The sequence below is a fragment of the Caproicibacter fermentans genome (genome assembly GCF_009746625.1).
In the GTDB taxonomy this organism is placed as follows: Bacteria; Bacillota; Clostridia; order Oscillospirales; family Acutalibacteraceae; genus Caproicibacter; species Caproicibacter fermentans.
In genome coordinates this window covers 1-931 of sequence record NZ_VWXL01000016.1, presented here as the reverse complement: position 1 = coordinate 931, position 931 = coordinate 1, and the positions used below count along the sequence as shown (strand labels likewise).

Here is a 931-nt window from a genome sequence, read left to right as displayed (position 1 = left end):
AAGAGCACTCTAATCAGACTGCCGTTGACAAAACGGAGGAAGGTGGGGACGACGTCAAATCATCATGCCCCTTATGACCTGGGCTACACACGTACTACAATGGCCGTTAACAACGGGAAGCGAAGCCGCGAGGCGGAGCAAAACCCCAAAAACGGTCTCAGTTCGGATCGCAGGCTGCAACCCGCCTGCGTGAAGCTGGAATTGCTAGTAATCGCGGATCATCATGCCGCGGTGAATACGTTCCCGGGCCTTGTACACACCGCCCGTCACACCATGGGAGCCGGTAATACCCGAAGTCGGTAGCCTAACCGCAAGGAAGGCGCCGCCGAAGGTAGGATTGGCGACTGGGGTGAAGTCGTAACAAGGTAGCCGTATCGGAAGGTGCGGCTGGATCACCTCCTTTCTATGGAGACTCGAGCAGATGAAACATTCTGTTCCAACATCCAAGGTCGGTTACGGATGACTTATTATCCAATCGTTGTTTAATTTTGAAGGCCCCGCAGGCTGAGCCTGCACGCACGACGCGCTGAAGCAGACTGGAAACAGAACGCCGAACGCCGCGGAAATGGGTGCGGAGGAAAGCCGGCGGCACAAAGGTCTTGTGTTCGCGGCAAAGCGGCCCGGGAAACCGGAAAGCCAAAGCGCGGCGAAAGACACTGTGTGTCGGTCTTCTCAGAGATAGACAGAAAGAACCAATCAGTTGAATAGCTTCCAATACGGGGGTATAGCTCAGCTGGGAGAGCGCCTGCTTTGCAAGCAGGAGGTCAACGGTTCGATCCCGTTTATCTCCACCAGCGGACTGAAGTCCGCGGTCACGACGCGCCGGGGCGTTTCAGAAATGAAAAGGCTCGCGGTCGCGGAGAGAACCGCAGAGGAAGTCTGCAAAATACTGGCTATAGTGGCAGAAAGACCGGATAGCCTCAAAGCCGGA

The 931-nt window shown here is 55.9% G+C and carries 1 tRNA gene and 1 rRNA gene; both read left to right on the top strand.

The annotated features are described in order from the left end of the window. Window positions 1–403 (top strand): 16S ribosomal RNA (locus CAFE_RS03665); the annotation flags it as partial. 315 nt (window positions 404–718) lie between these two features. Next, window positions 719–794 (top strand) — tRNA-Ala (locus CAFE_RS03660). Window positions 795–931 lie beyond the last annotated feature (137 nt).